Below are 8,948 nucleotides of genomic sequence, written 5' to 3'. Positions count from 1 at the left end.
CGCGCGACCCGTACCGGTAGGGGCGGCCCCGGCCGCCGAAGGCGATGCGGTCGTCGGCGGTGCGCTGCGCGTACATGTAGTAGTGCGCCATGTCGCCGAGCAGCTCGCGGCGCTCCCACCCGATCTCCTTCCAGGCGCGGGCGGGCAGCGGCGTCGTGACGATCATCGAGCTGTTCATCGGAAGCCAGTCGCGGCGGTGGCCGGGCAGCGCGGCGGTGAAGCCCTCGGTGGCCCGCAGCACGTACTCGGCGGCGACGGTCCCGAACGGGGTGACCGCGGCGGCCGCGCCGTCCGGCCGGCGGGGGTCGATCCGCACGACCGGCGTCCGCTCGTAGATCTGCACGCCGAGCCGCCGGACCGCCGCGGCGAGCCCCCGGACGAGCGCGGCGGGCTGCACGCGCGCGGCGTGCGGGCTCCACGCGGCGCCGGTCGCGCCCTCGACGCGCAGCCGCTCGTCGCGTTCGGCGGCGGGCAGCGGGACGAGGTCCTCGTCGCTCCAGCCCCACTCGCGCGCCTCCTCCACCAGGGCGGCGAGGCGGGCGCGCTGGGCGGCGTTCCGGGCCACGTGCAGGACGCCGCCCTTGACCAGGCCGGCGTCGACGTCCTCGGCGCCCGCGACGCGGACGACCTCGTCCACCGCCCGGAACATGGCGTGCTGCAGCGCGATCGCGGCGGGACGGCCGTGCCGGGCGGCGTAGCGCTCCCGGGATCCCGCGATCTCCCCCAGCACCCAGCCGCCGTTGCGCCCGGACGCGCCGAACCCCGCGAACTCCCGCTCCAGCACGACGATCCGCAGGTCGGGGCGGGCGCGCTTGAGGTAGTAGGCGGTCCAGAGCCCGGTGTAGCCGGCGCCGACGACGCACACGTCGGCGGTGCGCGGGCCCGGCAGGCGGGGGCCGGGTTCGGGACGTCCGGCAGCCCGGTACCAGTGGGAGACGCCGCCGTTGGCGAAACCGGGAGCCAGGGGCGCCCGGCCCGGGGAGGAGCTCATGGGCTCATCCTGCTGCATTCCGCAGCAAAATCAACAGGCGGCAACGGATTCTAGGGCACAGCGTCGACTTTTCGACGGGATCCGACCCAACGGGAGCGTTCGGCGGCGTAGTACGCGGCGCCGTCGGGCCCGGCGGGGCCCTCCCGCCACCGGCGCATCCCGAGCTGGAGCGCGATCTGCGACGACGCCGGGTTGGCGGTGTCGATCTCGGCGGTGATCCGGTGCACCCCGACCACTCCGAACGCGTAGTCCAGGACGGCGCGGGACGCCTCGGCGGCCAGCCCCCGCCCCCAGTGGTCGGGCTCCAGGCTGTAGAGGATCTCGACGTCCACGCCGTGGCCGAGCGGACCCTCGTGGTGGCTGAGCCCGGCCACGCCCGCCAGCGGGCCGCCGGGCGCCGCCGCGCCGCCGCCCGGGGACGCGGGGGCGGGGGCGGGGCGCAGCGCCCACAGCCCGTAGCCCTCGGTGGCGAAGTCCCGCTCGCTCGCCTCGATGATCTCGCTGACCTGCACGGGCGTGACCACCCGGTCGTCGAACAGGTGGCGGCGGACGAGGGGCCCCGTCCAGTGCGTCAGCAGGGCTCCGTGGTCGCGCATCGACACCGGGTGCAGCACGAGCCGGACGGTGCGCAGCACCTCACTCATACCCGTCCCCCGCGGCGGGCCACTCGGGCGCGGCCTCCCCGTCGGGGACGCCGACGCGGAACACCCGCAGCTGCAGCGCGAGCGCCTGGTAGTAGCCGACGAGCGTGACCAGCTCGACGAGGGCCGTGCGGCCGAGGGTGGCCACCGCCTCGGTGTAGACGGCGTCGGCGAGGTCGCCCTCGGCCACGAGCTGGCGCGCCGCCTCGTACACGACGCGCTCGCGGACGTCGGCGAGCATCGGCGCCCGCCCCTCGCGCAGCGCGTCCGTCTCCTCGTCGGCGAGCCCCTGCCGGCGCCCGATCCGCTCGTGGGCGTACCACTCGAAGTCGGAGCGCAGGTGCGCCGCCACGACGAGGGTCGCGATCTCGCGCTCGCGCTTGGTGAACCCGGTGCGGAAGCGCAGCGCGGCACCGAGGTCCTGCAGCGGCAGCCCGACGGGAGGGCTGTAGAGCATCGCGTTGAACGGGCCCTGCAGGCGCCCGATGTCGTCGGCCAGGGCGAAGGGGGGATTGCGGTCGCCGGCGCGGGGCCCGCCCGTCACCGCCTCGTAGACGGCTCGCTGCTCCTCGCTGAGCGAACCGGGGAGGAGCAGCGGGAGCCTCGTCGGGGACGGGCCGCGCCGCGGTCGGTCGTTGACGCGCTCACCGGTCACGGGGTCGATCACTCACCGCACGCTAGGCGCTCGGAGCGGGCGGCTCAACCCCCGTCCGGAATGTGAAACCCCTGGCACACGATGACGTAGCGGCCGCGTAACACGCGTCGGCGACCCTTGTCGGCGACCGCACCGGACACGAACGGGGCGCCCGGCCCCCGGAGGGAACGTCCCATGCCGCTGCTGCGCATCCGCACCGAGATCGAGGACCGTCCCGGCCGCCTCGCCTCCCTCACGGCCGCGCTGGCCCAGCGCGGCGCCAACATCCTCGGGCTGTCGGTCCAGCTCGACGCCGACGGGGTGGTCGACGAGTTCATCGTCGACGTCCCGCGCGGCGGCCCGGACGCCCGCGCCCTCGCCGAGGCGCTGGGCGCGGCGGGCGGCACCCGCACCGCCGTCCTCCCCGCGCGCCCCCACGAGCTGGTGGACGAGCCGACCCGCGCCCTCGCCCTGGCGGCCCGGCTCCGGGCCGAGCCGCACGCGGTGCCCGAGATCCTCGGCGAACTGCTGCGCGCCGACGAGGCCCGCTGGGACGCCCCCGGCGACGAGGACCCCGACCGCCGCGACCTCCTCGTCCCGGTGCGCGGGCGCTCGGTCCGGCTCCGGCGCGCCGGGCTGCCGTTCACCGCGACGGAGGCGGCGCGGGCCGACGCGCTGGTGCGGGCCGCGCTCCCGGCGGCGCCGCGCCCGTCGGCGTCCCGGCGGATCGCGCTGCGCGACGGGACGCAGGTGGTCGTCCGGCCGGTCGAGCCGCGCGACGGCGACGCCGTGCGGGCGCTGCACGAGCGCTGCTCGCTGGACAGCCGCCGGATGCGCTACTTCAGCCCCAAGCCGTACCCGCCGCGCCGGTCGTTCGAGGCGGCCTCGTCGATCAGGATGAAGCCGCCGGTGAGGCGGTTGCGGCCGTAGTCGTCGACGAACAGCGGCTGCGTCACCCGCAGCGAGACGCGGCCGATCTCGTTCAGGCCGAGGGAGGCCGCCTGCTCGTCGCGGTGCAGCGTGTTGACGTCCAGCCGGTAGTGCAGCTGCTTCACCATCGCCTTCGCGGTGCGGGTCGTGTGCTTGATGACCAGCTTCGAGCGCGGGGTGAGCGTGCGGTCCGGGGTCATCCAGCAGACCATCGCGTCGATGTCCTGCGCGACCTCGGGCCGGTTGTTCGGACGGGCGATCATGTCGCCGCGGGAGATGTCGATGTCGTCGGCGAGGCGCAGCGTCACCGACATCGGCGCGAACGCCTCGTCGACCGGCCCGCCCGGCCCGTCGATATGGGTGATCGTCGTGGTCAGCCCGGACGGCAGGTGCACCACCTCGTCGCCCGGCTTCAGCACGCCGCCCGCGACCTGGCCCGCGTAGCCGCGGTAGTCGTGCAGGTCGGGGTCGGTGGACGCGTGCGGCCGGACCACGTACTGCACCGGGAACCGCACGTCGATCAGGTTGCGGTCGGAGGCGATGTGCACGTGCTCCAGGTGGTGCAGCAGCGACGAGCCCTCGTACCACGGCATGTTCACGCTGCGCTCGACGACGTTGTCGCCGTGCAGCGCCGAGATCGGGATGAACGTCAGGTCCGTGACCTCCAGCTTGGAGGCGAACGCCGTGAACTCGTCCACGATCCGCTCGTAGACGCCCCGGTCGTAGTCGACCAGGTCCATCTTGTTGATCGCCACGACCAGGTGCGGGACCTGCAGGAGCGTGGTGAGGAACGCGTGCCGGCGCGACTGCTCCAGGATGCCCTTCCGGGCGTCCACGAGGATGATCGCCAGGTCGGCGGTGGAGGCGCCGGTCACCATGTTCCGGGTGTACTGGATGTGCCCCGGCGTGTCGGCGATGATGAACTTGCGGCGCGGCGTCGCGAAGTACCGGTACGCCACGTCGATGGTGATGCCCTGCTCCCGCTCGGCCCGCAGGCCGTCGGTCAGCAGCGCCAGGTTCGTGTACTCCTCGCCGCGGTCGGCGCTGGTCTTCTCGACCGACTCCAGCTGGTCCTCGAAGATCGACTTGGAGTCGAACAGCAGCCGGCCGATCAGCGTGGACTTGCCGTCGTCGACGCTGCCGGCGGTGGCGAACCGCAGGAGGTCCATCTGCTTGGCCGGCCGGGCCTCGGCCGGCCGGTCCCCGGCGAGCCGGTCGTTCGCGCTGGCCATCAGAAGTAGCCCTCCTTCTTGCGGTCCTCCATCGCGGCCTCGCTGGTGCGGTCGTCGGCGCGGGTCTGGCCGCGCTCGGTGATCCGCGTCGCCGCGATCTCCTCGATCACCTCGTCGAGCGTCACCGCGTTCGACTTCACCGCGCCCGTGCAGGACGCGTCGCCGACCGTCCGGTACCGGACGGTCGCCGCGAACTCGGGCTCGTCGTCGCCGCGGTTCGCGAAGCCCGTCTCGGCGTCCAGGAGCAGCCCGTCGCGCTCGAACACCTGCCGGGTGTGCGCGAAGTAGATCGGCGGGAGTTCGAGCTCCTCGCGGCGCACGTAGTCCCAGATGTCGAGCTCGGTCCAGTTCGACAGCGGGAACACCCGGACGTGCTCACCCTGCACGATCTTGGTGTTGAACAGGTTCCACAGCTCCGGGCGCTGGTTCTTGGGGTCCCACTGCCCGAACTCGTCCCGGAAGGAGACCACCCGCTCCTTCGCGCGGGCCTTCTCCTCGTCCCGGCGGGCGCCGCCGAACGCCGCGTCGAACTGGTGCTCCTCGATGGCGTCCAGCAGCGGGGTGATCTGCAACCTGTTGCGGGACGCGCGGCGGCCCTTCTGCTCCACCACCCGGCCGCTGTCGATCGCGTCCTGCACCGACGCCACGACCAGCCGGACGCCGAGCTCGGCCACCCGCCGGTCCCGGTACTCGATCACCTCCGGGAAGTTGTGGCCGGTGTCGACGTGCATGACCGGGAACGGGATCGGGGCGGGCCAGAACGCCTTCTGGGCCAGGCGCAGCATGACGATGCTGTCCTTGCCGCCGGAGAAGAGCAGCACCGGCCGTTCGAACTCGGCCGCCACCTCCCGGAAGATATGGATCGACTCGGCTTCGAGGATGTCCAGCTGGGACAGTAGGTAATCGCGACGCTGCATGGTCATGGGGCTCTTTCACGCTGTTCTGGCAGTGGCAACCGATGGCACGGAGACGGGCGGACCGGTCAGGGCAGCGCGCCGCTCACTTCCCGAATGCCGGTCAGCAGCGTTGACGCCGACATGGGATGGCACACCAGGATATCCGGGAGCCGGGGGTCCTCACGGTTGTAGCGCAGCGGCGACCCGTCGATCCGGGACGCGTGCGCCCCGGCGCCGAGCGCGACGGCCGCCGGGGCCGCCGAATCCCACTCGTACTGGCCGCCCGCGTGCACGTAGGCGTCCACCTCGCCGAGCAGCACCGCGGAGATCTTCGCCCCCGCCGACCCGATCGGCACCAGCTCCACGTCCGGCTCGATCACCTCCGCCAGCCGCCGGACGAACTCCGGCGGCCGCGTGCGGCTCACGGCGATGCGCAGCTTCCCCGCGTCCGGCGCCGGGACGTGCAGCGGCACCTCGCGGGGCGGCGGCGTCCCGGCGGGCCCGGCGGTGACGGGGTCGGGCTCGGCGAGGTCGGTCCGGACGAGCGAGGCGCCGCCCACCGCGTCCGTGCGGAGCGTCAGGCCCTGCGCCGGCAGCGCGACGGCGCCGGCCGCCAGACGGCCGGCGCCGGACGCGTCGCGCTCCCACAGCGCCACGTGCACGGCCCAGTCGCGGCGGCCCTCCTCGGAGAACTCGCGGGTGCCGTCCAGGGGGTCCACGATCCACACGCGGGAGGCCGTGAGCCGCTCCGCGTCGGCGGTGTTGCGGGTCGGTGCGCGGTCGTCGCCCTTGGACCGCTTCCCGGCGACCGAGGACCGCCCCTCCTCGGACAGGACGGCGTCGCCGGGACAGCGCTCGGCGAGCGCCGCCATCAGGTACTCGTGCGCCCGCAGGTCGCCGGTGTCCTTCAGGGCCCTCGCGTCGGCGAAGCCCATCTCGTCCCGCACGCCCAGCAGCAGCCGGCCCGCCGTCCCGGCGAGCTCGGCCGCGAGCGAATGATCGTCTCTGGCCCCTGGCTCGGTCATCTGAGATCACATTCCCGACTCGACTGGTCTGCTCGGTCTACTTTCTCATGCGGCCCGCACCGGCCACGGGACGAGGTCTCGCTCAGCGGCCCGCCGGCGGCGGCGGGCGCTCAGTACGCGCCGGAGCCCCGGAAGACGGCCGACCAGGTCTTCCACATGATCTGCAGGTCCAGGGCGAGGGACCAGTTGTCCACGTACCGCAGGTCGAGGCGGACCGACTCCTCCCACGACAGGTCCGAGCGGCCGCTCACCTGCCACAGGCCGGTCAGGCCCGGCTTGACGACCAGGCGGCGGTAGACGTCCCCGCCGTACTGGGCGACCTCGTCCGGCAGCGGCGGGCGCGGCCCCACCAGCGACATCTCGCCCCGCAGCACGTTGAACAGCTGCGGCAGCTCGTCCAGCGAGTACCGGCGCAGCCGGCGCCCCACCCGCGTGACCCGCGGATCCTGCCTGATCTTGAACAGCACGCCGTCGTGGTCGTTGGCGGCCAGCAGCTCCAGCCGGCGCGCCTCGGCGTCGGCGACCATCGTGCGGAACTTCAGCACCGTGAACTCCCGGCCCCCGCGCCCGACGCGCGTCTGCCGGAACAGCACCGGGCCCTCCCCGGACATCTTGATCAGAACCGCGATCAGCAGCAGCAGCGGGCTCAGCGCCACGATCCCGCCGAGCGCCGCCACCCGGTCGACCAGGCCCTTGAGGACCTTGCGGCCCCCGTCCAGCTCCGGGTGCTCCACGTGCAGCAGCGGCAGGCCCGACACCGGGCGGATCGAGATCCGCGGGCCGGTGACGTCCATCAGCGCGGGCGCCACGACCAGCTCGACGTCGTTGCGCTCGATCTGCCACGCCAGCCGGCGCAGCGCCACCCCGTCCATCTCCGGGCACGCCAGCACGGCCACCGAGTCGGCGCCGATCCGGTCGGCGACCGCCGCCGCCTGGCCGAAGTCGCCCAGCACCGGGACGCCCTCCACCTCGGCGACCGCGTCCTCGCCCGCCGCGAGCGCGGGCGGCAGGCACACGGCCACGATGTCCATGCCGTGGTAGCGCTTCTTCTGCAGCAGCCGGATCAGGTCGGACACCGACGTGCGGTGCCCGACGGCGACGACCCGCCGCATGCACTCGCCGTGCCACCGCTTCTTGTGCAGCCACTTGCGCAGCCGGTACCGCGCCAGGAGCGCCAGGAACGTCCCGAGGGGCAGCGCCATCACCACGTAGCCGCGCGCGACGTCGGTCTTGGTGGCGTACGCCACGATCGCGACCACCGCCGTCAGGATGAACCCGGCGCGCAGCACCCGGTGGAACTCCTCGTACCCGACGCCCACGTACCGCGGCTGGTAGGCGCGGCACAGCATCAGCGTCGGAACCCACACCACCGGCAGGGCCACGGTCAGGACCACGTACGGCGCGTCCAGCTCCGTCGGGACGCCCGGGAACCTGAGCACGAAGGCGATCACACCGGCCATCAGCATGCTGGTGAAGTCGAGAACCCTCGCGATCCGCCGGTAGGAGCGGCTCCAGTTCTGCGACGCCGCGCGCTCGTGCTCATGGCGGATCGATGACTCGGCCTGAACCTTGTCAACGACGGCCATAAATCACTCACCAATCCTGTGTAACGCGCGCCTCGTCAGCGCGATTCACACCGAAGACGGCTGAACGTCGCCCGAGGTTCACATTGAACCTGAACCTCGATCGGCCTGCATCTTACGGTCGCTTTGCCATGGTCACGGACGGAACGCGGCCCCCACGTGGACAACGCGCCCAAACCGCCCCGACCGCACACGAAAATGGCGCCACTGCGCCTTGATCACAGCCGTTCACCGATCGTGAGGCCGGATGCGGTCACCCGACCGAACGCAACCGGTCACCCCGGGTGAACGGATTTCCGGCCCGACACCGTCAGTTATGTCACAGTGACGCAATTGCAGGGCCGAAAAGGCGGGTCTCCCTCGATTCAACCCTCTTCACCGCCCGCCGCGCGGCGAAATCGGTCAACCCGCGTGGAACGTGTTCTGCGCGGCCGCCAGCCCCTCGGTCAGCAGCGCCTCGACCGCGTCCGCCGCACGGTCCACCTCGAAGTCGAGCTCCTTGCGCTCCCCCGCGGAGAAGTCCTTCAGCACGAACGCCGCCGGGTCCATACGCCCCGGGGGGCGCCCCACACCGAACCGCACGCGCGGATACTCCTTCGAGCCCAGCGACCGGGTGATGGACCGCAGCCCGTTGTGGCCGTTGTCACCGCCGCCCTGCTTCAGCCGCACCGCGCCGAAGGGGATGTCCAGCTCGTCATGGACGACGACCACCCGCTCCACCGGCACCTTGTAGAAGTCGCGCAGGCCCTTCACCGGACCGCCCGACTCGTTCATGAAGGTGCGGGGCTTCGCCAGCACCACCCGCTTCCCCGCCAGCCGGCCTTCGAGCACGTCCGCCCGCGCCCGGTGCGACCTGAACCTGCCTCCGGCGCGCGCCGCCAGGACGTCCAGCACCATGAACCCCGCGTTGTGCCGGTTCTTCGCATACGACGGCCCCGGGTTGCCCAGCCCCACCACGAGCCAGAGATCCGCGTCCACCCGCACTCCTCACACGCGAGCACGGCCCCCGCCGGTGC

General features: G+C 73.0%; 9 protein-coding genes. 1 reads left to right on the top strand and 8 read right to left on the bottom strand.

Features of this window, described 5'->3' with window-relative positions:
- From AB0C69_RS32470 to AB0C69_RS32460, 3 genes are all read right to left on the bottom strand, one after another.
- A partial coding sequence (locus AB0C69_RS32470) for an FAD-binding oxidoreductase (protein ID WP_360358774.1) occupies nucleotides 1-991 on the bottom strand: 991 nt, incomplete at its 3' end.
- A gap of 50 nt (nucleotides 992-1,041) precedes the next feature.
- A complete protein-coding gene (locus AB0C69_RS32465; protein ID WP_360358773.1) occupies nucleotides 1,042-1,635 on the bottom strand; it encodes a GNAT family protein in 594 nt (197 codons plus the stop codon).
- A complete protein-coding gene (locus AB0C69_RS32460; RefSeq protein WP_345184367.1) occupies nucleotides 1,628-2,299 on the bottom strand; it encodes a carboxymuconolactone decarboxylase family protein in 672 nt (223 codons plus the stop codon). Before AB0C69_RS32460 ends, AB0C69_RS32465 begins: the two co-directional genes overlap by 8 nt.
- A 162-nt stretch (nucleotides 2,300-2,461) precedes the next feature.
- On the opposite strand from AB0C69_RS32460, the gene AB0C69_RS32455 reads away from it, so the two are divergent.
- Entirely contained in the window at nucleotides 2,462-3,196 is a 735-nt protein-coding gene (locus AB0C69_RS32455) for an ACT domain-containing protein (RefSeq protein WP_360358772.1), read from the top strand.
- Here AB0C69_RS32455 and AB0C69_RS32450 read toward each other — a convergent pair.
- The 5 genes from AB0C69_RS32450 to pth form a co-directional block, all read right to left on the bottom strand.
- Nucleotides 3,103-4,365, bottom strand: coding sequence for a GTP-binding protein (locus AB0C69_RS32450; protein WP_360358776.1), 1,263 nt, complete (start codon nucleotides 4,363-4,365; stop codon nucleotides 3,103-3,105). The genes AB0C69_RS32455 and AB0C69_RS32450 overlap by 94 nt on opposite strands.
- A gap of 62 nt (nucleotides 4,366-4,427) precedes the next feature.
- A complete protein-coding gene (gene cysD / locus AB0C69_RS32445) occupies nucleotides 4,428-5,345 on the bottom strand; it encodes a sulfate adenylyltransferase subunit CysD (protein WP_360358775.1) in 918 nt (305 codons plus the stop codon).
- A gap of 65 nt (nucleotides 5,346-5,410) precedes the next feature.
- Nucleotides 5,411-6,349: an inositol monophosphatase family protein gene (locus AB0C69_RS32440; RefSeq protein WP_353835692.1), complete on the bottom strand. Its 939-nt coding sequence runs from the start codon at nucleotides 6,347-6,349 to the stop codon at nucleotides 5,411-5,413.
- Between the two features lie 110 nt (nucleotides 6,350-6,459).
- A complete protein-coding gene (locus AB0C69_RS32435) occupies nucleotides 6,460-7,935 on the bottom strand; it encodes a sugar transferase (RefSeq protein ID WP_345173561.1) in 1,476 nt (491 codons plus the stop codon).
- Between the two features lie 399 nt (nucleotides 7,936-8,334).
- A complete protein-coding gene (pth, locus tag AB0C69_RS32430) occupies nucleotides 8,335-8,910 on the bottom strand; it encodes an aminoacyl-tRNA hydrolase (protein WP_345173558.1) in 576 nt (191 codons plus the stop codon).
- Nucleotides 8,911-8,948: the final 38 nt, after the last annotated feature.

The sequence above is a fragment of the Actinomadura sp. NPDC048032 genome (assembly GCF_040653175.1).
Classification (GTDB): Bacteria; Actinomycetota; Actinomycetes; order Streptosporangiales; family Streptosporangiaceae; genus Spirillospora; species Spirillospora verrucosospora.
This window is presented reverse-complemented; position numbering and strand designations above follow the sequence as displayed.